This is a genomic window from Bacillus cereus group sp. BceL291, assembly GCF_051776705.1.
GTDB classification, from domain to species: Bacteria; Bacillota; Bacilli; order Bacillales; family Bacillaceae_G; genus Bacillus_A; species Bacillus_A cereus.
Window position 1 is genome coordinate 53,424 of the sequence record NZ_JBPWAP010000026.1, and the last position, 25,823, is coordinate 79,246.

The window sequence follows — 25,823 nt, forward strand, 5'->3', positions numbered from 1 at the left end:
TTTTTCATAAATTAGAGGTTATTTTTATAAATCTTTATTATAACCAGTACAATTTTTTTAAAGAAAAAGAACACCATCCCTAAAAGTTGGTGTTCTCTTTTTCTAAAATTTAATCTTCAAACTCACTCATTCGTTTTACTATTTCGTACGATACAAACCTATACAGTTTCTACTACTGCTTCAAGCATTGTTCCATTTTTAGCATAATTCGTATGCCAAGAAAAAGCTTTTTCTAAAATATGAGGAGTTTGTCCACCTCTTGTTTTTGCTTCTTCGTAATAAGCACGTAGTTGATCACGATACATTGGATGTGCGCAATTCTCAATAATAAGTTCCACTCTTTCTCTTGGCGCAAGTCCCCTTAAGTCGGCATACCCCTGTTCAGTAACAATAACATCTACATCATGTTCAGTATGGTCTACATGAGAAACGAAAGGAACAATACTTGAAATGTTACCACCTTTCGCAATCGATTTAGTAACAAAGATAGCTAGGCGTGCATTTCTTGCAAAATCACCAGACCCACCAATTCCATTCATCATTTTTGTACCTAAAACGTGAGTAGAGTTAACATTTCCGTATATATCTAATTCTAATGCAGTATTAATTGAGATTAATCCAAGGCGACGAATGATTTCAGGATGATTGGAAATCTCTTGCGGACGCATCATTAATTTGTCACGATATTTTTCAAAGTTAGAAAATACTTGTTGCATTTTCTCTTCAGAAAGCGTGATAGAACAACAAGAAGCAAAATTGACTTTTCCAGCATCCATAAGATCAAAAACTGCATCTTGTAAAACTTCAGAATACACTTCTAAATCTTCAAATTCTGAATCTAACATTCCATGCAATACTGCGTTAGCAACTGAACCAATTCCTGATTGTAACGGCGCTAAACGATTTGTTAATCGCCCTATTTTAACTTCTTCTCGAAGGAATTCTATTAAATGCTGTGCCATAATGACCGTTTCTTCATCCGGAGGAACAATTGTCGATGGCGAATCCAATTGATTCGTAAACACAATTCCCTTTACTTTTTCAGGATCAATTGGAATACCGATTGTTCCAATTCGGTCATCTGTTTTCACAAGCGGAATTGGAAGCCTCTCCCCTTGTTTACCTGGTTCATATAGATCATGTAGTCCCTCTAATTGCGTGGATTGAGCTATATTCATTTCAATAATAATAGACTTAGCATTTAAGGAAAACGCTAAGGAATTTCCAATTGAAGTGGTTGGAATAATCATTCCGTCCTCTGTAATCGCAACCGCTTCCAAAATAGCGAAATCTATATCCAGAACGTCAGCGCGGAGTAACTCTGCTGTATGAGATAAGTGTTGATCCACAAATAAAAAGTCTCCGTTATTAATTCCTTTTCGCATCGTCGCGTCAGCTTGGAAAGGTAATCTTTTCCCTAAAATTCCTGCCTCAGCAAATAATTTGTCTACATCCGAGCCTAAAGAAGCCCCAGTATAAACATTTACTTTAAAAGATTCATCATTCTTAACTCGGTTTACAAGCGCAAATGGGACTGCTTTTACATCACCTGCACGTGTAAACCCACTTAAGCCTAAAGTCATTCCACTTTGAATCCAGGAAGCTGCTTCTTCAGGTGTAACTACCCGATCTTTTAGACGTTGATCTCTGATTCTATCTAAATTATTCTCCATATGTAATCCCTCTCTCATTGAATATTCATAATCATTTTACACATTTACACTATCAAAATAGGGATTTTAGTATACAATGCCGAAAATTCAGACAGAACAGCAAATCTAGGTTCTAAAGCAGAAAAATTTAGAATCCTAGAAGCTTACGGAAATAACTAGCGTATGATTGACTAACTGGTACTCTCTCACCATTATCCATCGAAAGTACAAAAGTAGAATGGGTATCAGGATAAATCGCTTTAATATGATTAACATTTACAATAAACGAACGGTGACATCTAATAAATGAATCTTTAGGAAGCAAGTATTCGAATTCTTGCAGAGAGTATTTATGTGTTCCTGATAACTCTTCTGAATTCACATACGTCTTTTTATCTTTAGCCTCTAAATACATAACCTTTGAAAAAGGAACCGGAATCCAGCCATCTGTTGTTTTTAAAGTAACGACTGACTTTCCATCCGTTAAAGCTGGATAAATTGCCGTTACGCACCCTTCAAGCTTTCCATTGTTTGAAAATGGTACAGCCATTCCATGATAAGGAATACCAAAAACATCCCGGTTCATAAACTCAGATGTTTTTTGATTCATCACCATCGCTTTATGAGCAATCGTTCCTTCCTTTATAGGATCCCCAGCGCTAATCTTTAAATCAATTCGTTTACTTGGCCGATAGTAAATATATTCTTTCGTATTCGAAACAGCAATTGAAATTTCATCTGAAAATAATTCACCAACAACATCTAGTAATAAACCTAATGTTCTATCTTCCATTCTATTAACACCTCATTCACTATTATACTACTATTATGAACAGACATCTGTTTCTTTATAAATAGTTTGATTTTAAATTACTTTTAAAATTAGTTTGATTCACTATTACTTCGTTACTACAAAAACCTCACTTCAGAAAAGTGAGGTTTCCTCTCATACAATATTTCTTTATTTTTTAACGACTATAGAATAAGATTTATTTTTTATTAAGTAAAGTAAATTTAAGAATTTATTGCCCGTATTTCTGTAAAATAGATAATCCCAAACTACAAACAGTTTGGGATTATCTTTCTCATTTATTATGCGCATCTAACCAAGAAATTAAATCTTTAAATACTTCATCCTTATTTACTTCATGAAACATTTCATGTCTACCATTTTCATATAAACGTAGTGTCACGTCTTTCACACCACATTTTTTATAGTTTTCATATACTTCTTTTACACCTTTCCCCATATCGCCAACAGGATCACGATCACCAGAGAATATATGTATTGGAAGATTCTTTGGCGTCTTCTTGTATTCTTCTAGTTTATTTACTTCTAATACACCAGAAAATAATTCTCGGTAAAAACTCGTCGTACAAATGAAACCACATAACGGATCCGCAATATATTTATCAACTTGATTATTATCTGAAGATAACCAATCAAATTTTGTACGATTTGGCTTAAAGTTCGAATTGAAGTTTCCGAAAGATAAAAAGTTTAGCATTGGACTTTTCGTTTTTGCACCACGCAATTTCATTTCGATTGTTGCTACTTTATGACCAATAGCTCCTAAAAGCCCTGGATTTCCACCTGTTCCTGAAATCAGAAATCCATCATATAATTCGCCTCTAAGTTGCACAGCACGTCTTGATAAAAAAGAACCCATACTATGGCCAAGTAAAAATAACGGGCATGTCTGCTCTTTTCTTACCGTTTCTGATACAAAAATAACATCAGACACAGCCTCATTCCAACCTACATTTGGTTTAAAATGACCATAATCTTCTTCTCTTTTCACTGTTTTCCCATGACCTTTATGATCATGTGCATAAACACCATACCCTGCTTCTAATAACGCAGCAATAAAGTCTGTATAAACACCTGCATGTTCTGTCATACCATGTGCAATTTGAATAATCCCTTTCAGTTTACCTTCTGGCAACCACTTGCGTAAATAAATTTCTGATCCATCCAATGCCGTAACGAAACTTTCCTGTACGTTCATTTCGTCAGCTCCCAACTCTATTATGTATCTTTAAAAATGAATATCGATTCATTTTTCTTACTATGTATTATATGCAATTGCCTTCATTATGACAAATGACTCCCTTTTCCAATTAGCTCAATAACTATTATGTTGACGAATCGAAAATAAAATTATATAGTTACTTACGTAAAGTAACTATATAATTTTTAGGAGGTTTCTACTATTATGATGCCATCATTATTTTTAGCACATGGTTCGCCTATGCTCGCTATTCAAGATACAGACTATACACGATTTTTAAAAACACTTGGAGAAACATATAAACCGAAAGCAATTGTTATTTTCACTGCTCACTGGGAAAGTGAAGTATTAACGATTTCCTCATCAGATAACGAGTATGAAACAATTTATGATTTTGGAGGTTTTCCCCCTGAGTTATACGAAATCAAATATCGTGCGAAAGGCTCTTCTAGCATTGCATCTATGTTAGAAACAAAATTTAAGAACAAAGGTATTTCAGTCCATCATAATATGACGAGAGGTTTAGATCATGGTTCATGGACACTCCTGCACCGCATGTATCCAGAAGCAAATATTCCTGTCGTGCAAATATCAGTCAATCCATTCCTTTCTGCAAAAGAACAATTTGAAATTGGAGAAGCACTTAAAGGACTCGGACAAGAAGATATTTTAGTAATCGGGAGTGGTGTTACCGTCCATAACTTACGAGCTTTGAAATGGAATCAAACTACACCTGAAAAATGGGCAATTGAATTTGATGATTGGATTATTAAACATATGCAGCATAACGATAAAGATGCATTGTTTAATTGGGAGAAAAATGCTCCTCATGCACAATTAGCAGTACCAAGAGCAGAACATTTTGTTCCTTTATTTATCGCTATGGGAAGTGGTGAAAATAGCGGTGAAGTCATTCACCGTAGTTATGAGCTTGGTACATTAAGCTATCTATGTCTTAAATTTTAAAGAAAAGGATGAAGCAATCATTGCTTCACCCTTTTTTTATTCACTAAGTTAACTAACTTCCAAATGTTGTTTCTCTGATACCTCTTCGTTCTTATTATGAAAATAAACCCAGATACACGCAATAAATAATAGTGATGATGTAGAGAGGAAAACATATTGGAAGCCTGCATGTGCTGCAATTTGCCCCCCGAGCACTGGACCAATCATATTTCCTAAAAACTGAAATGATTGATTATATCCAAATATCCGTCCCGTAACATGGGTTGGTGTATGTTGTTTTAGTAGAGTTTGTACGGAAGGTAATAATCCTGCTTGTGCGATACCTAATAAAAATCGAAGAATTAATAGTTGCCAAGCTGAGGTTACAAATGCTTGCGGGATAAAAATAATTCCTGCAGCAAATAACGCTACAACTAACGTTTTTTGAGGACCGATATGATCTGATAATCTTCCTAGTCTTGGTGCTGCCAAAATAACGGCTAATCCTGTTGCTGACATAACTGCTCCCGCAATTGTTTCAATATGTGCAGTATGAGGACCTACTAAATTTTTCACGTACAATGTAACAATTGGTTGAACTGACATATTAGCAAGTTGAATAATAAATGTTGTTACAAATAAACTAATAATTAAATGCTTCGCTGGGACCATCGTCCATACTTTTTTCGGCTGTGTTTTTTTTGCTTGAGCAGAGTGATTTTCTTCATGCAAGAAGAAAAAAACGATGAGAAAGGAAAGGAATAAAAAAGCTCCTGTAACAAGAAAGACATGACGCATTCCAATTAACTCAGACAAATATCCACCAAGTAATGGACCAAGTAAAGAACCGCTCACGCCACCAGTTGAAATTGTAGAAATTGCCCAACCTGAATGTTCTTTCGGAGTTTCTGCTGCAATAAATGTCATTGCGGTTGAAAGGAAACCAGATACTGCTCCCATTAAAAATCTTAGTGCGACTAATTGATATACATCCGTTACAAACCCCATAAGCGTCATAATAATCGCCATACCGAGGCTAGCACGAATAAGCATCAGTTTCCGTCCATGTATATCACCAAGCTTTCCCCATATTGGCGATACGATCGCACCTATTAAAAATGTTACACCAAATGCAAGTCCCGACCACTGTGCAATACTTGAAGTGCCAGTTACTCCTAATTCCTCAATATAAAAAGATAAGAAAGGAATTACTAAACTCATACCGGCTGCAGTGGTAAAACAACCTAGCCAACAAATCATTAAATTTCGTTTCCAGCTGGCCATTTTCACACCTTCTTTCTTTAGATACCCATTCTACACCCTTTCTTGTAAAAAGTTTAGTAATTTGCTTTTTATGCAAGATTTACTACAAAACCCGCTATTTTCTAGTAAAAACCACTACATCTCTACATCATTTTCATAATAAAACCAACTCCTCTATATGAAGTTGGTTACTTATTATCTATCGGTATTAAACGAGCATTACAATTTCTCTCGTAAAACTCAATGGGACCTGCTTGTCCAATAATCGCATATTCATATCCATCTTGCTTCATATTATATAAACAATGATACAATAATTCTTTTCCTACACCTTTCACACGATTTTGTTTCGCTATGCCCATTGGACCAAACAATCCTTTCTTTCCTCTCACTACATCGTAACAGGCGAAACCAACTATTACTTCCTCCTGCTGTGCAATATAGATAGGTAACTTTTCATTATATGTCCGAAATCCGTAATCAACCGACTGTAACCACCGTTCACCAAATTCAGCCGCCACAAATCGTGATAACTTATCAAAATCAGAAGGACTAGCTCTTCTTACATGACAAAATAATGTATTATAAATAGATTTAAAACTATTTAAATCAACCGCTAAGTCTCTCGGTTCAGCTGTAATACGTAATATATCTTTTTGCATTTGTGTATGTATAAATTCACCAATATCTGTATCTACACGAAATAATGCATACATAACATGTCCTTCATTAATTACTACTTGCTGAAAGCGTTCCATACGTTTCTTCGCTATTTGTAAAATTTCTATCGCCTTATAAGATAGTTTATATTGCCCTATTTTTTTATACTCTTGATGATGTAAATCGAATCGTTTTCGTAACGAAAGTTTTTCTAAAAAATCTGGACCGACTTTATGAAACAAATACATAAATAACTCAGCGCAAACTCCTGTACCTTCTTTACACATACCTATAAACAGATGGACTGGTTGAATTATGTTATACTCACTCTCTTCTGCTGCAATCTCCAATATTTTATGCACACGTTTTGTAAATTGAAATTCCTCCATATGTGTTTCCACCCTCTACTAATTTACTAACAAACCGTAACCATAAATAATTGAAACAATTACACCCACTACTAATATACCTGGAAGTAAATTTGCCACTTTAATTTTAATAAATCCGAGTAAGTTTAATCCGATAGCAGATATCATAATGCCGCCCGTAGCCGTCATCTCCACTATAAATTGGTTCATTAATTCTTCCGGGACAAAACTATTAATTTGTGTTGCAAAAACTGCAATACCACCTTCATATAAAACAACTGGAATCGCCGAAAATACTACGCCAATGCCTAGAGTTGTCGTTAATATAATAGAAATAAATCCATCGATAATCGCCTTTGTAAATAAAATATTATGATTTCCTCGAATCCCACTGTCAAGTGCACCAAGTATCCCCATCGCACCAATTGCAAAAATTAAAGTAGCTGTTACAAAACCTTCTGATATGCTTCCTTTCCCCTTCGATCCAACTTTATTTTCTAGCCAATCCCCTAAATGTTTTAACTTTTCTTCTAATTGTAACCATTCTCCAATTACCGTACCAATCACTAAACTCAGTATGACAACAAGAAAGTTTTCACTTTTTAATGCCATTTGAAGCCCAAGCACAGTAACCGCTAAACCGATTGCGTGCATTATCGTCCCTTTCATACTTTCTGGAATCCTACTAAATAATTTACCAAGTAAAGTACCAAATATAATACAAATCCCATTTACAACTGCTCCTAATATAACCATTTCTCATTCTTCACCCTTCGAATTCTTTATTTCTATATTTTGGTTTATACATTGATTTGCAGGTTATCTATATGTTAACTTAATATTGAGAATATTAACAAATGTTTTCCATTACATAACCCGCTATTTTTTTGTAACTTTAATTACCTTTAATAGATTCAGTGTTAATTTAATTGCGGGATAATATTAAAAGGGAAGGTATATATGAAAACTTTACTAAAACGATTTTTGTTAATAGCCTTTTTCATTACACCGATTGTTTTATTAATCAATTACTCTTTTATTTCAAAAGCAAAAGACAAACCCGATTTGCAAAACAAATCTAGTAAAACCGCTTCAAAAAGCGAAAAGAAAATAGAAGACCAAGAAATCACACTCACCTTCTCTGGTGATACAATGTTTGATTGGCAATTACGTCCTATAATCGAAAAGAATGGGGCTGATTACCCATTCCAACATGTAAAAGAAGAAATAAAAAAAGCTGATATTTCTTTTGTGAATTTAGAGTCGGCATTTACAACGAAAGAAAAGAAAGCACCTGGGCAACTGTTTTGGATTAAAAGTGATCCATCTACACTACAAGCTATTAAAAACACTGGATATGACATCGTAAATATCGGGAATAACCACACACTTGATTATGGGCAAGATGGATTATTAGATACGATTTCTCACGTAGAAAAATTAAAGTTCCCTTACATTGGAGCCGGAAAAAATGCGAAAGATGCATATACAGCACGAGAAATGACCGTAAAAGGGAAAAAGTTTAAATTTCTTTCCTTCGTTCGATTTATGCCTGATTCTAATTGGGTAGCTGGTGAGAATAAACCTGGCGTTGCGAATGGCTATGATTTAAATCTTGTAACAAAAACAATTAAAGAACAAAAGAAAGATGCAGACTATTTAATCGTCTATATGCATTGGGGCGTTGAAAAATCAAATCGTCCGGTAGAATACCAAAAGCAATATGTACCTAAAATGGTTGAAGCAGGAGCTAACGCGATTGTCGGAAGCCATCCACATTGGTTACAAGGGTTTGAGTATTATAATAAAGTTCCTATCGCTTACTCATTAGGTAACTTTTTATTCCCGAGTTATGTGAATGGAAAAAGCGCCGAAACTGGCGTATTAACTTTAACTTTTAAAGGAAAGGATGTCCAAATGTCATTCAATCCTTATATCATTCGCAACAACCAAGTTTCCCCTGTAAATGAGGGAGAAAAGAAAAAAGCTCTTCAATATTTACAAACAATTTCAACTGATGTAGTAATTGATGATACAGGGAAAATAAAAAACAAACGAAACTAGACAGCTCAAGATCTTTTTCTCTGTAATATACTTTACAGAATAGGTGATAAACATGCTGAAAGACTTATTAGAAAATGTAAGTTTGTTAGAGAACGTTTATAAAATGTCTATAGCAGTTCTACTTTTATGTTCCCTTTATTCTGTGAGACTATTTAAAAAAATAAAGCGAGAGAGAAATCTTACTCCTTTTGAATTTACAATGTATGTAATCATTCGCATTGCGATATTTTTTTGGTTAGCTAGCTTTATTCTTCTTGAATTTAATGAGTACCTAGTTTAACTATAAAAAAGATAGAACAAGCACTATATTTCCTCGCTTGTATCTATCTTTTTTATTTACATTCTAACTCTTTCCTTCTATTAAATAAGCAAATCAAACAAAACAGGGTTTTTATTAAGCTCCATAAATTGAATATTATTTTCTTTAAAGCGAGTAATTAATTGCTCATAATCTTCTTTATGTTTTAACTCTACTCCGACTAATGCTGGACCATTTTCCTTATTATGTTTCTTAATATACTCAAAACGAGTAATATCATCTTCTGGCCCCAATCCTTTATCAAGAAATTCTCTTAACGCGCCTGAACGCTGTGGGAATTCAATGATGAAATAATGCTTTAACCCTTCGTAAATGAGAGATCGTTCTTTCATTTCTTGCATTCTATCAATGTCATTATTTCCACCACTTAGCGTACATACAACTGTTTTACCTTTTATTTCATCCCTGTATAAATCAAGTGCTGCAATAGAGAGTGCACCAGCCGGTTCAGCTACAATCGCATTTTTCTTATACAGTTCTAAAATCGTCGTACAAACTTTCCCCTCTGGTACTAAAACGATGTCATCAATTACATCTTTACAAGTTTCAAAAGTTAACTTTCCTACCTTTTTAACCGCTGCCCCATCAACAAAACTATCTATTTTCTCTAATGCGACATTATCATTTTGAAGAAAAGCCTCTTTCATAGAGGCAGCTCCCATCGGTTCTACACCAATAACCTTTGTAGTAGGACTAACACCTTTTACATATGTACCAACACCTGATGCTAATCCACCACCGCCGATTGCCGTAAAGATATAATCAACCGGTTTCTCCATATCATGCATAATTTCAACTGCCACTGTCCCTTGACCAGCAACTACATACGGATCATCAAACGGATGAACAAATGTCATTCTATTTTCTTCACAATAACACTGTGCTTCTTGGAAAGAGCTATCGAATGTATCACCAACTAATACAATCTCTGCGAAATCACCACCGAAAAATTGTACTTGTGATACTTTTTGTTTCGGTGTTGTTGTGGGCATAAATATTTTCGACGGAATCTTCAATAAATTACATGTATAAGCAACTCCTTGCGCATGATTACCAGCACTTGCACAAACAACACCGTTTTGTAACTTTTCTTTCGGTAAACTTTGAATCAAATTGTATGCACCACGAATTTTGAAAGAGCGAATTAATTGTAAATCTTCTCGTTTTACATAAACGTCACAATCATATTTCTCAGATAAAACTGTATCACGTTGTAACGGTGTTTTAATAACGATATCTTTCATGCAATTATGAGCCATTAAGATATCTTCAATTTTCACTCTCTCCTTTACCTTTTGCACCATTATATATCATCCTTATCTTTTTTAAATTGGCTCAATCAAAATGTGGGATTTTCAGAACAGCCCCTGTATTCGCCGATGTTACCATTTGTGCATAACGTCCAAGCCAGCCAGTTTTCACTTTCGGTTCTGGTCGTTTCCATTCTTTTTTACGCTTATCTAATTCTTCATTACTCACTCTTACTTCTAGCAAGCGTTCTTCAACATCAATACATACAATATCCCCTTGTTCAAGAAGTGCGATCGTTCCACCAGCTGCTGCTTCTGGTGAAATATGTCCTACTGAAATTCCACGTGAAGCTCCAGAGAAACGTCCATCCGTTAATAATGCAACCTCAGCACCTAACCCCATTCCAGCAATTGCTGATGTTGGTGCTAACATTTCTGGCATACCAGGGCCACCTCTTGGTCCTTCATAACGAATGACAACTACATCTCCTTTTTTCACTTTCCCAAGCATAATGCCAGCAAGTGCCTCATCTTGTGAATTAAAAATAACGCAAGGTCCTTCAAAACGCTTTACCTCTGTTGCACCGCTTTTAATAACCGCTCCATCTTTCGCAAGGTTGCCTTTTAATATACGCAATCCTCCTTCCTTACTATGAGGGTTTTCAAGAGAGTGAATAACTTCCTTATCTTTAATCTCTGCCTCAGCAATATTTTCTCTTAATGTTTGCCCAGTAGCAGTTATTCGATCAAGATGAAGTACTCCTTCTTTCCGGCTCATCTCTTTCAAAATTGCACTAATCCCGCCCGCACGATCAATATCTTCCATATGCCAATTGGAAGCAGGGCTTACTTTACATAAATGTGGTACACGTCTTGAAACGGCATCAATACGGTTCATATCGTAATCTAATCCAGCCTCTTGCGCGAGCGCCAATGTATGCAACACTGTATTTGTTGAACCGCCCATCGCCATATCAAGCGCAAACGCATCATCAATTGCTTCTTCCGTTACAATGTCTCTTGGTTTAATATCTCTTTCAATTAAAATTTTCAATTTCTCTGCTGCTTGTTTAATTAGCTCTTCACGTCTTGGATCAATTGCTAAAATACTCCCGTTACCAGGAAGAGCTAAACCTAACACTTCACATAAACAATTCATAGAGTTCGCGGTAAACATACCCGAACAAGAGCCACAAGATGGACAGCCATGATCTTCAATATCTTTTAATTCTTCTTCTGAAATTTTCCCAGATTGATAAGCTCCTACTCCTTCAAAAACGGAACTCAGATCAACAACTTCTCCTTTAGATGTTTTTCCTGCTGCCATTGGGCCGCCTGAAACAAACACAGTCGGAATATTAATACGTAGTGCAGCCATCATCATACCTGGTGTAATTTTGTCACAGTTTGGAATACAAATCATGCCGTCAAACCAGTGTGCATTTACAACCGTTTCTACTGAATCTGCAATTATTTCACGACTCGGAAGAGAATAACGCATACCGATATGTCCCATCGCAATACCATCGTCAACTCCAATTGTATTGAATTCGAATGGTACCATACCTGCCGCACGAACTGCCTCTTTTACAAGTTCCCCAAACTCGTTCAAGTGTTTATGCCCTGGAATAATTTCAATAAAAGAATTACAAATCGCTATGAAAGGTTTATCAAAATCTTCATCTTTCAAACCAGTTGCTTTTAATAAACTACGGTGCGGCGCTTTATCAAAACCTTTTTTAATCATGTCACTTCTCATCTTGTCAAATCCCCTCTTACATATTTTTCATTTATACTCTCTTACTCTATTTCTTTACTAATTTTTTCGGTGCATGAATCCAACTCATCATTTCACGAAGCTCTGCTCCCACTTTTTCTAATTGATGATTTTGTTCTGCTTTTTTCATTGCGTTATACGTCGGACGCCCTGCTTGATTTTCTAAAATCCATTTCTTCGCAAATTCACCTTGCTGAATTTCTGTCAGAACACGCTTCATTTCCTTCTTCGTTTCATCTGTAACAATTCTCGATCCTGTTACATAATCTCCAAATTCTGCCGTATCTGAAATAGAATGGCGCATATTCGTTAATCCACCTTCGTACATTAAGTCAACAATTAGCTTTAATTCATGCAAACATTCAAAGTATGCAATTTCAGGACGATATCCACCTTCCGTTAACGTTTCGAACCCGGCCTTCACAAGTGCAGTTACCCCGCCGCAAAGTACAGCTTGCTCACCGAATAAATCCGTTTCGGTTTCTTCTTGGAATGTCGTTTCAATTACACCCGCACGTGTACAACCTACACCTTTTGCACACGCTAATGCTACATGTAGCGCTGTTCCCGTCGCATCTTGATGCACTGCGACTAATGCCGGAACACCATTTCCTTCTTGATATACACGGCGAACGAGATGACCTGGACTTTTTGGCGCAACCATTGCTACATCTACGTAACTTGGCGGATTAATTTGGCCGAAGTGAATGTTAAATCCATGTGAGAAAAGTAACATTTGTCCTTCACGGAGATTCTCTTCTACTTCTGATTTATATACATGTGCTTGCTGTTCATCTGGCAATAACATTTGTACAACTTGTGCGGTTCGAACCGCTTCTGAAACAGACATTACTTCAAATCCATCTGCTTTTGCTACTTCATACGATTTACCAGGTCTAACACCAACTACAACTTCCACACCTGAATCACGTAAATTTTGTGCCTGCGCATGCCCTTGAGATCCATAACCAATTACCGCAACTGTTTTCCCTTGTAATAACTCTACATTTGCATCTTTCTCATAATACGTTTTCATACTCCATACACCCCTTATAATTTATTTACTTGCAGTACATCAATTAATTTTTTCAACTGACTAACAAGTAATGTCGCTTCATTTTCAGTACAAACTGCTGTGAGTTTCATTTCAGAAACGCCACTCGTATCTCTTTCGTTTAAATGTAAAGAAGAAATATAATAGCCACGCCGAGCAAAAATTCCACTTATACGTAATAAGACACTTGGCTCGTTATGAATAACGAGTGAAAAAGTATGACTCATTCTTCCCACCTCTTCATAATCATTTCGTTATTCCCTTTGTTTGGCGGAACCATCGGAAATACGTTTTCACCTTCTTCTACACAAAAATCAACTACGACAGGACCTTCGTGAGCAAATGCTTCTAACACCACTTGTTTCGCCTCTGTTGAATTTGTCGCCCTTAATCCCTTCACTCCATAAGCTTCTGCCACTTTCACAAAATCTGGTGAGCCAATTTTTGACTCTGATAAACGATTTTCATAAAACATTTCTTGCCATTGCCTTACCATCCCTAAAAATCTGTTATTTATAATAAATACTTTTACAGGGATGTTATTTTCAGCAATTGTTTGTAGTTCTTGAATGTTCATTTGAAAAGAAGCATCACCTGCAATACAAACGACGAGTTCTTCTTCTTTTGCAAGCTGAGCACCAATTGCCGCTGGGAACCCAAACCCCATTGTTCCTAATCCTCCAGAGGTAAGGAACGTCCGAGGTTTTCTTGCTTTATAGAAGTGAGCAGCCCACATTTGATGCTGTCCTACTTCTGTTGTGACAATCGCTTCACCATTCGTTAATTCACTTACTAAGTTGATCACATGCTGTGGTTTTAACTCAGATTCTTTTTGCTTATAAGAAAGTGGATATTCTTCTTTCCATGCCTTTACTTTCTGAAGCCATTCATCTGTTTGTGTATAAATAGACATATGTAACAACATGTGTAACGCTTTTTTCACATCACCAACAATCGGATGCTCTACAGTTACATTTTTATGAAACTCAGAAGGATCAATATCAATATGTACTTTTTTCGAGTGCGGAGAAAAAAGTTCTAATTTCCCTGTTACACGATCATCGAAGCGAACACCTAATGCAAGTAGTAAATCACATTCTGTTACCGCCATATTAGCAGCGTATGTCCCATGCATACCAAGCATCCCTAGAAACAATGGATCTCCCGGTGGATATGCACCAAGTCCCATTAAAGTTGAAACGACTGGAATACGGTTCTCCCTTGCGAATTCGAAGAGTTCATCGGATCCACCTGAATGAATGACACCTCCTCCAATATAAAGAAGTGGACGCTTTGAGTTTGAAATTGCTTTAGCCACCTCTCTAAGTTTCATGCTGTCTGGTACAAGTTCTGGTTTGTACCCCGGAATATCAACTTCTTCATTAAAGAAACTGGTGACTTTTGCATTTTGAACATCTTTTGGAATATCGATTAATACTGGTCCCGGTCGTCCGCTTTTGGCGATGTAAAAAGCTTCTTGCACAATTCGTGATACATGATTTACATCACGAACTTGGTAATTATGCTTCGTAACAGGTACTGTAATTCCGACAACATCCGCTTCTTGAAATCCATCTTTACCAATTAAAGGCGTTGCAACTTGGCCGGTAATGACAACTAAAGGAATCGAATCCATATAAGCGTCTGCTAAGCCCGTAACTAAATTTGTCGCCCCTGGGCCAGAGGTAGCAAAGACTACCCCGACCTTCCCAGAAGCTCTCGCATATCCTTCAGCCGCATGAATGGCAGCTTGTTCATGACGAGTTAAAACATGTTTCAAACCACTTTCATATAACGCATCGTATACTGGTAAAATCGCTCCGCCTGGATAGCCGAAAACGGTCGTTACACCCAATTTCTTCAAACCTTGAATCACGTGCCCAGCGCCTGTCATTTCTTCACACTGTAACTTCTCATACGCTGTATACTGCTGCTTCATTTCAATTAACTCCTCTCCTTATTTATGCTAAGCTTTCCGTCAGCCCGGGAACACGTACTCCTCTTTCTCTCGTTAATTTTTTAAATTCTTCGGTCAATTGTTTCGTTACACTTCCTGGTTTCCCATCTCCAATTTCTCTCGAATCAACTTTTACAACTGGAATTAACTCCGCTGCTGTTCCTGTTAAAAATACTTCATCCGCTACATATACGTCATGGCGAGTGAATGGTCTTTCCTCACACGGAATACTCAGTCGTTCACATAGCTCGATAACACTATTTCTCGTAATACCTTCTAATGCCCCTAAATAGGATGGCGGGGTTAATACTTTTCCATCTTTCACAACGAAAACATTATCGCCAGAACCTTCACAAACATATCCTTGTTGATTTAACATAAGAGCCTCTAACACTCCTGCTTGTGCCGCCTCAATTTTTACAAGTACGTTATTTAAATAATTCATTGACTTAATACGTGGATCTAACGCGTCTGGCGTATTACGTCTTGATGCAACAGATACAACGCTTAGCCCATTATCATAAAATTCTTGTGGGAATAACTTTAATTGTTCTGCAATGATAATTACGCTCGGCTTCACACAACTTCTCGGATCGAGTCCTAAGTCACCTTTTCCTCTTGAGACAATTAAGCGAATATAAGCATCAGCGTATTCATTTTTTTGGAGTGTATGTAAAACTGCTTCTTCCATTTCTTCTACCGTCATTGGAATTGTTAGTAAAATAGATTTCGCTGATTCATACAATCGTTTCACATGTTCTTTTAAACAAAATACATTTCCTCCGTAACTACGAATCCCTTCAAATACACCGTCTCCGTATAAAAAACCGTGATCATACACTGAAACAACTGCCTTTTCTTTTTCTACAAATTCCCCATTCATGTAAATGTACTGGTTTCCCATCTCACATCGCTCCTCTTTTTTCTCTATTTTTGCAATCTATTTCTACATCGATTGCTGAGATGAGTAATTTTAACAGAATATTCAGTATATAAACCTTAAAAATATACTCGTCTCAACAATCGATTACTTACATACTTGTAGCAATCCATTGCTGAGACGAGGGAATCGTGGTACCACTCAGCTTCCTTATACTTCTCACGAAATATAAGCTCTGCAAGTCCAATTAGACTTTTGTTTTTCTATCGGGAACAACCCCGCTACTTTTTACTAGTTTTCAAAAGTAGTGCTCCAAGGTGATTTTCAATGAGTGAATTGTTACCACCCTCACAGCCTCGGGGCAGCTCTCTGAAACAATCTTTATCATTTACTCTCCTCTTCTACGCATTCTCTTCTTCTATTTTTTAAAAATAAAAACTCTCGCCTCAGCAATCAACTACTACAATTTAGTAGCTTTGATTGCTGAGGCGAGAGTTTCGCGTTACCACTCAGCTTCCTTATACTTCTCACGAAATATAAGCTTTGTAGGTCCAATCAGACCTCCGTCCTTTTACCGGAGACGATGCCGCCGCCCTCTACTCAGTTTCCCTTTCGCAAGCGATGCTCCGAGGTGATCTTCAATGATTCGATTGTTACTACCCTCACAGCCTTGGAGTAGCTCTCTGAAACGATCATAATCATCAACTTTCCTCTTCTTTGCATATACAACATATAAAGTTAGAAAATTCTTAATTAACTTTTATTTGTTACACGTATTATAGGACGTTGTTCTTTTCGTTGTCAACATGTTTTCTCAAAAAAATCAAAATTCATTCTATTTATTTTTTCTCAAATCAAAATTGGAATGCATTACTTACATACACTCATATATTACTTAAGTATGTTTGCATTACTACATAAAGAAAAACTTATAAAGTTTATGAGGAGATGAGGAAACTATGTTAAAAGGGAAAGTAGCGTTAGTTACAGGAGCAAGCCGAGGAATTGGACGAGCGATCGCTAAACGTTTAGCAAATGACGGTGCATTGGTTGCTGTTCATTACGGTAATCGAAAAGATGACGCTGAAGAAACTGTTCATGAAATTCGATCAGATGGTGGCCAAGCTTTTTCTATCGGCGCAAATTTAGAATCCTTACACGGTGTAGAAAACCTTTATAACGCTTTAGATACTGAATTACAAAAGCGCACTGGTGAAACACAATTTGATATTTTAATAAACAATGCTGGCATTGGTCCTGGTGCTTTTATTGAAGAAACGACTGAACAATTTTTTGATAGAATGTTTTCAGTAAATGCAAAAGCACCATTCTTTATCATTCAACAAGCACTGCCACGTTTACGTGACAATAGCCGAATTATTAATATTTCATCCGCTGCCACCCGCATTTCTTTACCTGATTTTGTTGCATATAGCATGACGAAAGGCGCTATTAATACAATGACTTTTACGCTAGCAAAACAGCTTGGAGCACGAGGAATAACGGTGAATGCAATACTTCCAGGATTTATTAAAACAGATATGAATGCAGAACTCTTGAGCGACCCGATGATGAAGCAGTACGCTACTACTATTTCCGCTTTCAATCGCTTAGGTGAAGTAGAAGACATTGCCGATACTGCTGCATTCCTTGCTTCTCCAGACAGCCGCTGGGTAACTGGACAATTAATTGATGTGAGCGGAGGATCTTGTTTATAAAAAACATATATTTTCAAATCTTTTTTATTGCGCAATAAAACAATTTATATAATACTATATAAAACATATACATTTAGGAGGATTACAGCAATGTCCGAAAAAACATACGAACTCGCAACCTTCGCAGGCGGTTGCTTTTGGTGCATGGTAAAACCATTTGATGAACTTCCTGGTATTCATAAAGTACTTTCTGGCTATGCAGGAGGTCATGTAGAAAACCCAACATATGAACAAGTAAAAGCTGGAACATCTGGACATTTAGAAGTTGTTCAAATTACATTCGATCCTTCTATTTTTCCTTATCAGAAATTACTAGACTTATATTGGCCACAAATCGATCCAACTGATGATGGCGGACAATTTTTTGACCGTGGTCCATCTTATCGTACCGCTATTTTTTATCATAACGAAACACAAAAAGGGCTTGCTGAAAAATCAAAACAAGCTCTTACAGAAAGCGGTATGTTTAAAGATCCAATCGTGACTGAAATTCGTCCTGCTGCACCTTTTTACGCAGCAGAGGAATACCACCAACATTTCTATAAAAAGAATCCAGAGAAATATGCTACTGAGCAAAAGGAATCTGGTCGTGAAGACTTTATTAAAGAAAATTGGCAAAAAAAATAATAAAAACGCATCGTGCTTTTTTAATACGATGCGTTTTTATTTTTGATAAAAGTACCATACAATGATGAGAACAACCGCTGTTAATGCCCAAAGCGCTACTTCATTTTTCACTCTACTCTTTTTCTTAGTCATTTCATCTCCTCCTAATAGCAATACAACGTATTCAAGATTTCCTCTGTTTCATTGTCCACCTTATATACATAAATACATCCTTACCAATCCTTATAACAAGACCACCAATGATTCCGATTGCAATTGAAATTACTAACATTTGTCCAAAGCTAAAAGAATTTGTGTACGTTATGTAAAGAACGATACATATAAGTAAAACATCCAGTAAAGAAAGTAAAAACCTTTTAAGCATTCCTTTATCTCCTCTATACTTTATTTATATCTTCTACTGTAATTTTGAAATATAGTTTGTTCAAAAATTCCATTTAGGCCCTCATTTTATGAAAAATAATAAGAATCCCTTTTCAAAAGAGATTCTTATTCAGTAGATTTAAGTTTAATTATTTTCTACATATCCTATTCCATAATTACTCCTAAAATAGAATAATATTACTAATCATTTATTGTAAATTGACTATTTGCCAGGCAACCGAATGTCGCGCCAGCTACCTACATCGCATTGGCCAAATTCATTATTACCTACCGCGACTACCGTGCCATCCGATTTAAGGCCAACAGTATGACAACGCCCCGCCGCTATCATATCTTTGGGCCATCGCTTCACTTTTTCTTTCGATAAAAGGTAATCCATGTTTTACCTCCTTGCATATAAGCAACTGTATCATAATAGATATTTTTATCAAATTTCATTATAAATCTACATTTACAAAGAAAGCTTATTTTACTTCTTCAAAAAATAAAAACCTCCAGTTTAAATACTAGAGGTTTTCTCGTTATTTCTTCAAGCGGTCAATAAAATCGTTCAATTTATCTAGCGATTTCATATTCTGATTGCAAGCTACACCATCTTTGCAAATGTAGTTTCCCTTTTTAACGAAAGTTCCTGGTACATCGCCTTTAATTTCAACTAAAAACATTCCTACTTCTTCATGCCCATGACATAATGAACAAATGCTTTTTTTATTTAAACTTTGGAACGTTCCTTGCAGACCAACAAATTTATTTTTATCATTTTTCGCTATAATAAATTTCCTGCTTGATCCCTTATCAATCCAGCTTAAATAAGATATTTCTTTCATATCTATTTCTTCCATATCAGGAAGTTTTAACTTTTTCGCCTTAGGAAATAACTTTTTTAATGTTTGTGCTGTAACTTCTTGAAACGGAATTACATACGGATTTATTTTCATTAAAAATGATTCTGCATCTTCTCTATTTTGAACTGTTAATACCGTATCAATTAACTCTTTCTGTTCATCCGTTAAATTCTCAAATACATGTATTATCTTTTCAATCGCAAGCGATTTTAACGCTTGAATTACACCTCTATCATTTGCCGTTGCATGCCCGTTTGCTAAAATATAAGCTTGTGATTTTATAAAATTATATTGATCACTTCTAATAAACGCTTCCATCTTTATCACTCCATACAAATTGTTGATCTAGTTTTATTGTATACAATGATTACGTTTTTTGATATGTAAAAGATAACTTAGAAACAAACATTACATATATCACTTATTCTCTACCGCTGCATTTCCTGACAAAAGAAGCCATCATCTGTTTTCCATTCCGCATATAATACGTCTTCAAATTTAGTAATTCCTTTTTGCTTTATTTGTTTATAAAGCCACCCTTCATCAAATCCCGCTTCCCTCAAATTATCCTTAACTACTTTTCCATCACTAATTAATGAAATTGGTAAGTATACAGGCTTATGTTTTAAACTTAAATCATTTACAGTAGGAGATTCGTATTTACTTTTTTTCAAAACGCTTATGTTTCCGTTAGGTTCCAATATCATATATTCAACTTCTCGGATTGAAAATATATCTTTTTGTTGCCTAAGCATTTGTTGTAATTGGTTTATATCCAAATGATTTACGCTTAATTGTTCACGATCAATCTTTCCATTACGAATAATAATTGAAGGATATCCTTCAAAAAACCTTCTTGTCCCTCTTACTTTTTGTGTTATCACTTCAATAGTATAAATTAAAATTACCCAAACAAATACTGAATATAAAATAGACCATACTTTAATTTTAGGATCATATATTGAATTTCCAACGAGCTCACCTAGGACGATTGCAGAAATAAAATCAAAGGGCGTTAGCTGAGATATTTGTGTTTTCCCTAATATTTTTGTAGCAATTAATAGAACAAAAAAACCAATTAAAAGCTCTATCGTTATTTGTCCAATATGATTCATATATGTTCACCTTTCTACTCTTCAAATGTTCTGTATAGCATTTAATAAAAAAACGGCACATTTTTTCTATTATCATGCCCGTTCACACTTCATATATCCAATACATATAAAACAAAAAGAGTCTGATTCAAAGTAATATATGAATCAGACTCTTTTCCTCTTATTTAGAATACACAATCTTTTTAATCGTTTCCCCAGAAAGAAAATATTCTTCTGCAAGTTGATGAATAGCAATCCCACTTTTAAACGCTTCTTTAATTGCTTTATTTCTTTCATCTAATTGTTTTCTTCCGCCAGATCGTGTACCCCATTTATAATGTTTCGTTTCTTGTTTCGGAATGTAAATTGTTTCACCTTGTATATACTTTTGAATTTCAGTAATTAAACTCTCCGGTAAAACAGCATTAGCTTTTACGTATTTCATTTCTGCTCGCCCCTTATTTTTTATGGTTCATTTCAATAAGGTGCAAAGCCAAATATAAAAAATGATACGAGCTCATATAGGCGATTGTATATTACTTGTCTACCTCACGCAAAGTATCGCCATTTCCATACTTGGCTTTGCATGAGACGTTGCAGTGTCTGGCAATTGAATTATAATCGCCATATAAACACCTCCTAATATACCTTTTGCATTTTATTATATGATAAATTCCTTCTCCTTGCATCCACACCCTTCTTAAAGCACGAAATTTTATCTAAGAAGGGCTATCAGTTCGTAACAGTAAATGAATTGCAAAAAAGAGCAAAATAAAAAGGTAGCGTATCTTTGTATGATACGCTACCTTTCTTTTTATATAATGCCAAGTACATTTAAGAATACGATAATAATCGCAATTGGTGCGATATAACGAAGTAAGAATAACCATAATACGAATAGTTTATAACCTTTATTTTTACTTACACCTAGCTCTTTCATTAATACATCTTTCTTCATTTTTAAAGGAACAAAGATAGAAACTAATAATACACCAAGTGGCATTAATACGTTACTTACTGCATAGTCCGCTAAATCAAAGACTGTCTTCCCGAAAATCTTCAGATCACTTAATATACCGAATGATAATGCTGATGGTACCCCAACAACTAAGATTAATAACCCTACGATTAAGGCCATTTTTTCACGTTTCCCTTTACCTTTTGATGTTAACGATGCGACACTAATTTCTAACATCGAAATTGCTGATGTAATCGTAGCGAAGAAGAATAATAATAAGAAAACGATGAAGAATAATTTTCCGAATGCCATTTTACTGAAAATAGCTGGCAATACGATAAATAATAGTCCCGGTCCTTGAGATGGTTCCATTCCAAATGCGAACACAACTGGGAAAATTGCAAGTCCTGCAAGTAATGTAATAACAAGAGTTAAGGCTACGATAGAAAATGCTGAACGTGGTAAGCTTTCTTCTTTCGGTAAGTATGAGCTATACGTTACCATAACGGCTACCCCAACAGATAATGAGAAGAACGATTGCCCCATTGCGTATAAAATAACTTCTGATGTTACATGTGAGAAATCAGGTTGTAAGAAGAAACGAACTCCTTCTCCAGCACCATCTAACGTAAGTGCACGAACGATTAATACAAAGAATAAAACGAATAGTGCTGGCATGAAATATTTATTTACTTTTTCAACACCATTTTGTACACCTTTACTTACGATAAAAATAGTAATAAGGATGAATAATAGCTGTGATCCAACTGCTAAATATGGATTGGAAATGATTTCACCAAACGTAGCTTCGTATGCTCCATTTCCTTCCCATAGTCTACCTGTAATCGCATTCCATAAATATAATAAAATCCAGCCTCCTACAACACTGTAGAAAGAAAGTAATATGAAACATGTTACAATTCCTAATTTACCTAACCAAGGCCATAACGTTTTAGGAGCAATCTCTCTATATGCATCAACAGCCTCTTTTTGTGTACTTCTTCCAATAACAAATTCAGCTAATAATAGCGGTAAACCAATTAATAATGTGAAACCGATGAAAATTAGGAAGAACGCTCCGCCTCCTCCAATGCCGGCCATATATGGGAATTTCCAAATCGCCCCAAGACCAATTGCCGAACCTGCTGCAGCTAATACGAAACCTAATTTCGATGTCCATTGCTGTGAATTCATTTGTTAATCTCCTCTCTATCTCTTTTTCTTTGTTACAATTCGGTATTTATATTGTTCTATCAATACTCTTTTCTAATACGTTCACTTCCTCCCTAATAATAAAAAAACGCCCCTACGTAAATACGTAGGGACGACAAAAATATCGCGGTACCACCCTAGTTGTGAAGAACACTAAGAAACCACCTAAATAAAAACGCCCCTACGCAAAAACGTAGGGACGATAAAATATCGCGGTACCACCCTAGTTATGAAGCCACACCAAAGTTAGGACCTAAATAAAAAACGTCCCTACGTAAATACGTAGGGACGATAAATATCGCGGTACCACCCTAGTTGTGAAAAAATCTTCACCACTTTATTTGATAACGGTATAAACTACCGTCTTTCATTTCCTCAAAATATGAGATTTATGAAAGATGCTCCAGGACGAACTTCATGAATAATCTATATACTGATTCACACCAACCATCAGCTCTCTGAAATAGGGAGATATTCACTACTATACCCTTTCATTGCCCAAATATTATTTTCCGAATTGATTACTATCATTTTTATCACACATTAAAAATAGTGTCAACTTATATTTCGAATTTTTATGTATTACAATCTATTTAAAAATTCAAAATATAAGTTTTAGTTTAGAAAACAAGTAGCTTAGTACATAACGAATTCTAACAGGCAATAGAAAAAGAATTACGTATTATTGATACTTATTCAATAATACAAATCATCTAGAAACATAACCTGTCTCTCTGTATTCATTTTTTAAGAGTTTGATGGATACCAAGAAAATTTCGCATCACTATCCAGTGGTCTATTTTTCGTTTCTTCTTTAATTACACGAAACCATTCATTTAAAATTTGAGTTTTGGGCAATTGAGCAGCAAGGCTATCTTCCCAAATTATATGTGAGAACCAGGCTTTCGTTTCCCATTCAAACTGCAATTGTGCGAACGAAATTATAGGGTGATCAGCTCCACGAAATTGCTCATTTACTGCATTTGAAACTTCTGGAGCTTGCGGTAACAACTCGTTCTGAATTCTATTTCTTATCGTCTCATTTTCTAGCTGATCCCAGAAATACAATTGCCCATTTATTTGATAAAAAATATCAAATGAAGCCTCACCTTTCTTCAAATTCAATAACACGAAGGCACGTTCCACATCATTGTCAGCCGCTTTTACAGCATTAACAATTATATTTTGTGCCATTGATACCCAGTAACTAGTCGCTTCCTCTACCGGTGATTCAACATACAATTCTTCACTTAATTCATGAAGAGTAGCTTCTTGCTCATTTACTTTTTCAACTTTTTTAAAAAACCTATTAAAAAAACCCATAACTTCCCCCTTATTACTATTTTCTATTTCACAAAATAAAAAATAGATTTTTCTTGCTCATCCACATTTACTCCTGGCGCGTATGTATGAACTTGTTGCAACACTTCTTCTATTAGCAACTCTAACTCCTGCACACTTTTTTCTGGATTCCCTATTAATGTGTCCGCCATACGTTCATATAATTTTTCAGGTTTAATAGTCATTCGTTCCACATTATTAGGCATCCATTTAAACGCTGGATGATGTACGTACATTTTATTCAAACCAAATAAAACACCGAATACGTTCCTTTGTACTTCGCAAATAACGTCATAAAGCATAAGCCAATCTTTCCGTTTTAAAAGCGCCTTTCGATTGTGCCAACGATTACTTAACCATAGATTTTCTGAAATCATCAGTTTTGCTAGTTCATCTGGATATGCCGCTACTTTTTCTTTTAATTCATTCACTTTCCCTTCTCCATACAAACTAACACCATCATGAATGGATGATACAATACATTGTTTTTCATAATTTATATCATATTGATCCACCACATCCGAAATTACTTTCTCTACTGTCTCTGTTAAAAAGTTACTAATCTCTAATTTAATTCCCTCTTTCGTTAAATACGTTTCCGACCATTCTTCTTCCTCATACGGATGATACGATAATATTTTCCCATCAATATGATAAATAGGGGCCCTACGATCCTCATCTTCCGGCGGTGTTGACCATAAAATATGTAATTCTATATCTGAATGTTCATCTTCAAGCTTTCTAGCTACTGAACCCGCTAAAATAATAGCTTCTACTTTCGGATTTTGCCTATAAATCTCTGACATCTCTATCGCTCTCTCTTTTAATCCCATTTCATTTCCCCCTAAAATTGCAGTAATCCCCTATATTTCATTTATCTATTTCGATATTACAGCTTGCATTACCTTTTCAAATTCCTACTTAATCATATTTCTATCCAATAGCGCTGAATAACTTCACCAGTACGAGAAGAAACTACTTCATTTTCTAACACACCTCCAACCTTTTGAATCGTTTTAGCAGAACCGATATTGGATTTATCGCAAGTTATTAATACTTTCTGCAATCCTAATTTTTGCGCTTCAGCTAATGCAAGTTGTAGTTGTTTCGTAGCGTAACCGTGGCGACGTTTATTCGGATGGACACTATATCCAATATGACCGCTTTCCCGTAATAATTCTGGATTTAATCTATGTCTAATATTCACAAAACCTATAAGTTCCCCTTTTTCAAAACTTAAAAACTGACTAGATGGCACTCGATTAGCTAGTAAATTTTCTCCTAGTTCTTGTTTACTCACTTTTTATAGCAATAGGTAAGGTTTTGAGGCACTCTCCACCTTTTCCCCTGCTCCACACCGTACGTGCGATTTTCACCGCATACGGCGTTCCATCATTAAATTAACTAATCAATAATATCCAAATTACATTTCTGACGAAACAT

The 25,823-nt window shown here is 35.6% G+C and carries 24 protein-coding genes, 2 pseudogenes and 2 other annotated features; of the genes and pseudogenes, 5 read left to right on the forward strand and 21 right to left on the reverse strand.

Annotated elements, in window-relative coordinates; genetic code table 11:
• Positions 1-158 precede the first annotated feature (158 nt).
• From ACS2CR_RS17525 to ACS2CR_RS17535, 3 genes are all read right to left on the reverse strand, one after another.
• Entirely contained in the window at positions 159-1,673 is a 1,515-nt protein-coding gene (locus tag ACS2CR_RS17525; protein ID WP_053514144.1) for an acetyl-CoA hydrolase/transferase family protein, read from the reverse strand.
• A 127-nt stretch (positions 1,674-1,800) separates the two neighbouring features.
• Positions 1,801-2,445 (reverse strand): LytTR family DNA-binding domain-containing protein, encoded by a 645-nt coding sequence (locus ACS2CR_RS17530; protein ID WP_000390207.1) that lies wholly within the window; start codon positions 2,443-2,445, stop codon positions 1,801-1,803.
• A gap of 292 nt (positions 2,446-2,737) precedes the next feature.
• Positions 2,738-3,661 (reverse strand): alpha/beta hydrolase, encoded by a 924-nt coding sequence (locus ACS2CR_RS17535; protein WP_053514145.1) that lies wholly within the window; start codon positions 3,659-3,661, stop codon positions 2,738-2,740.
• 207 nt (positions 3,662-3,868) lie between these two features.
• Here ACS2CR_RS17535 and ACS2CR_RS17540 point away from each other — a divergent pair, with 207 nt between their 5' ends.
• The gene (locus ACS2CR_RS17540) at positions 3,869-4,630 is read left to right on the forward strand and encodes a DODA-type extradiol aromatic ring-opening family dioxygenase (protein WP_000982910.1); all 762 of its coding nucleotides are present in this window, start codon (positions 3,869-3,871) and stop codon (positions 4,628-4,630) included.
• A 48-nt stretch (positions 4,631-4,678) separates the two neighbouring features.
• On the opposite strand, the gene ACS2CR_RS17545 is transcribed toward ACS2CR_RS17540, so the two are convergent.
• From ACS2CR_RS17545 to ACS2CR_RS17555, 3 genes are all read right to left on the reverse strand, one after another.
• On the reverse strand, positions 4,679-5,893 hold the full coding sequence (locus tag ACS2CR_RS17545) for a multidrug efflux MFS transporter (protein WP_153602574.1): 1,215 nt from the start codon (positions 5,891-5,893) through the stop codon (positions 4,679-4,681).
• A 167-nt stretch (positions 5,894-6,060) separates the two neighbouring features.
• Positions 6,061-6,921 carry a GNAT family N-acetyltransferase gene (locus tag ACS2CR_RS17550; protein ID WP_053514146.1) on the reverse strand — a complete coding sequence of 287 codons (861 nt, stop codon included), beginning with the start codon at positions 6,919-6,921 and terminating at the stop codon, positions 6,061-6,063.
• 18 nt (positions 6,922-6,939) lie between these two features.
• On the reverse strand, positions 6,940-7,656 hold the full coding sequence (locus ACS2CR_RS17555; protein WP_000236034.1) for a DUF554 domain-containing protein: 717 nt from the start codon (positions 7,654-7,656) through the stop codon (positions 6,940-6,942).
• A 204-nt stretch (positions 7,657-7,860) separates the two neighbouring features.
• On the opposite strand from ACS2CR_RS17555, the gene ACS2CR_RS17560 reads away from it, so the two are divergent.
• Both ACS2CR_RS17560 and ACS2CR_RS17565 read left to right on the forward strand, forming a co-directional pair.
• On the forward strand, positions 7,861-8,964 hold the full coding sequence (locus tag ACS2CR_RS17560) for a CapA family protein (protein WP_000854537.1): 1,104 nt from the start codon (positions 7,861-7,863) through the stop codon (positions 8,962-8,964).
• 52 nt (positions 8,965-9,016) lie between these two features.
• On the forward strand, positions 9,017-9,244 hold the full coding sequence (locus tag ACS2CR_RS17565) for a hypothetical protein (RefSeq protein ID WP_000910234.1): 228 nt from the start codon (positions 9,017-9,019) through the stop codon (positions 9,242-9,244).
• Between the two features lie 80 nt (positions 9,245-9,324).
• Here ACS2CR_RS17565 and ilvA read toward each other — a convergent pair whose 3' ends face one another.
• The 6 genes from ilvA to ilvE are packed head-to-tail and all read right to left on the reverse strand — an operon-like array spanning position 9,325 to position 16,225.
• A complete protein-coding gene (gene ilvA / locus ACS2CR_RS17570) occupies positions 9,325-10,587 on the reverse strand; it encodes a threonine ammonia-lyase IlvA (RefSeq protein WP_000250323.1) in 1,263 nt (420 codons plus the stop codon).
• 31 nt (positions 10,588-10,618) lie between these two features.
• Positions 10,619-12,292, reverse strand: a complete 1,674-nt coding sequence (ilvD, locus tag ACS2CR_RS17575) for a dihydroxy-acid dehydratase (RefSeq protein ID WP_053514147.1) — start codon at positions 12,290-12,292, stop codon at positions 10,619-10,621.
• A 46-nt stretch (positions 12,293-12,338) separates the two neighbouring features.
• Positions 12,339-13,346 (reverse strand): ketol-acid reductoisomerase, encoded by a 1,008-nt coding sequence (gene ilvC / locus ACS2CR_RS17580; RefSeq protein ID WP_016109759.1) that lies wholly within the window; start codon positions 13,344-13,346, stop codon positions 12,339-12,341.
• A 14-nt stretch (positions 13,347-13,360) separates the two neighbouring features.
• The gene (locus tag ACS2CR_RS17585) at positions 13,361-13,591 is read right to left on the reverse strand and encodes an ACT domain-containing protein (RefSeq protein ID WP_000019916.1); all 231 of its coding nucleotides are present in this window, start codon (positions 13,589-13,591) and stop codon (positions 13,361-13,363) included.
• Positions 13,588-15,303 carry an acetolactate synthase large subunit gene (ilvB, locus tag ACS2CR_RS17590; RefSeq protein ID WP_053514148.1) on the reverse strand — a complete coding sequence of 572 codons (1,716 nt, stop codon included), beginning with the start codon at positions 15,301-15,303 and terminating at the stop codon, positions 13,588-13,590. Before ilvB ends, ACS2CR_RS17585 begins: the two co-directional genes overlap by 4 nt.
• Before the next feature lie 22 nt (positions 15,304-15,325).
• Positions 15,326-16,225, reverse strand: a complete 900-nt coding sequence (gene ilvE, locus ACS2CR_RS17595; RefSeq protein WP_000528156.1) for a branched-chain-amino-acid transaminase — start codon at positions 16,223-16,225, stop codon at positions 15,326-15,328.
• A gap of 149 nt (positions 16,226-16,374) precedes the next feature.
• Positions 16,375-16,614, reverse strand: a binding site (T-box leader).
• Between the two features lie 546 nt (positions 16,615-17,160).
• Here ilvE and ACS2CR_RS17600 point away from each other — a divergent pair.
• Positions 17,161-17,919 carry an SDR family oxidoreductase gene (locus ACS2CR_RS17600; RefSeq protein WP_000911808.1) on the forward strand — a complete coding sequence of 253 codons (759 nt, stop codon included), beginning with the start codon at positions 17,161-17,163 and terminating at the stop codon, positions 17,917-17,919.
• Positions 17,920-18,009: 90 nt separating this feature from the next.
• Complete coding sequence (gene msrA / locus ACS2CR_RS17605) at positions 18,010-18,546, forward strand: peptide-methionine (S)-S-oxide reductase MsrA (RefSeq protein WP_001291887.1); 537 nt, start codon at positions 18,010-18,012, stop codon at positions 18,544-18,546.
• A gap of 163 nt (positions 18,547-18,709) precedes the next feature.
• Here msrA and ACS2CR_RS17610 read toward each other — a convergent pair whose 3' ends face one another.
• The 9 genes and pseudogenes from ACS2CR_RS17610 to ACS2CR_RS17650 all read right to left on the reverse strand — a co-directional run.
• Complete coding sequence (locus ACS2CR_RS17610; protein ID WP_153602575.1) at positions 18,710-18,910, reverse strand: hypothetical protein; 201 nt, start codon at positions 18,908-18,910, stop codon at positions 18,710-18,712.
• Between the two features lie 240 nt (positions 18,911-19,150).
• A pseudogene (locus ACS2CR_RS17615) lies at positions 19,151-19,309 on the reverse strand (RCC1-like domain-containing protein); the annotation flags it as partial.
• Positions 19,310-19,451: 142 nt separating this feature from the next.
• Positions 19,452-20,093, reverse strand: coding sequence for a FusB/FusC family EF-G-binding protein (locus ACS2CR_RS17620; protein ID WP_000387064.1), 642 nt, complete (start codon positions 20,091-20,093; stop codon positions 19,452-19,454).
• Between the two features lie 110 nt (positions 20,094-20,203).
• Positions 20,204-20,890 carry a DUF421 domain-containing protein gene (locus ACS2CR_RS17625; RefSeq protein WP_001015535.1) on the reverse strand — a complete coding sequence of 229 codons (687 nt, stop codon included), beginning with the start codon at positions 20,888-20,890 and terminating at the stop codon, positions 20,204-20,206.
• Positions 20,891-21,050: 160 nt separating this feature from the next.
• Positions 21,051-21,314, reverse strand: a complete 264-nt coding sequence (locus ACS2CR_RS17630) for a CD3324 family protein (protein ID WP_000878325.1) — start codon at positions 21,312-21,314, stop codon at positions 21,051-21,053.
• 369 nt (positions 21,315-21,683) lie between these two features.
• Positions 21,684-23,021: a sodium-dependent transporter gene (locus ACS2CR_RS17635; protein WP_153602576.1), complete on the reverse strand. Its 1,338-nt coding sequence runs from the start codon at positions 23,019-23,021 to the stop codon at positions 21,684-21,686.
• A 299-nt stretch (positions 23,022-23,320) separates the two neighbouring features.
• Positions 23,321-23,543: a binding site (T-box leader), on the reverse strand.
• Between the two features lie 243 nt (positions 23,544-23,786).
• Complete coding sequence (locus tag ACS2CR_RS17640) at positions 23,787-24,362, reverse strand: hypothetical protein (RefSeq protein WP_000505545.1); 576 nt, start codon at positions 24,360-24,362, stop codon at positions 23,787-23,789.
• Between the two features lie 23 nt (positions 24,363-24,385).
• Positions 24,386-25,213: a DUF4037 domain-containing protein gene (locus ACS2CR_RS17645; protein WP_000523213.1), complete on the reverse strand. Its 828-nt coding sequence runs from the start codon at positions 25,211-25,213 to the stop codon at positions 24,386-24,388.
• Between the two features lie 92 nt (positions 25,214-25,305).
• Positions 25,306-25,683: pseudogene (locus tag ACS2CR_RS17650) on the reverse strand (GNAT family N-acetyltransferase); the annotation flags it as partial.
• Between the last annotated feature and the right edge of the window lie 140 nt (positions 25,684-25,823).